Genomic DNA, 314 nt, shown 5'->3' on the forward strand with positions numbered 1-314 from the left:
TACCTTCCACCAGTGGGGTGGTCGGGGTAAACGCCCAGGCACCGTTGTTGTCGGTCGTGACCGAGCCCAACAGGTTATCGTTGTCGTACACCTTGATGACGCTGCCCGGCTCTGCCGACCCGTTGAAGGTCGGGTTGGCGTCGTCGGTCACGCTGCCGCTGCTCAATGGCCCGCGCACGTCGCCCACGTCGTCAATCGCCCCGCCTATCACCGGCTGTGCTGGCGCTTCGGTGTCCACCTTCAGCTCAAACGCCGGGGAGGTCACGCGGTTACCCGCCGCATCTTCTGCGGTCACGGTCAGGCTGTGGTTGCCG

Annotated in this window: 1 protein-coding gene; it reads right to left on the reverse strand. The window is 65.3% G+C overall.

What is annotated here, in order from left to right:
* Positions 1-314: Ig-like domain-containing protein (locus AC2A1E_RS24460; RefSeq protein WP_484385916.1), on the reverse strand; the 314-nt coding region annotated here is incomplete at both ends.

This window comes from Serratia sp. HNCC26DJ206 (assembly GCF_057180605.1).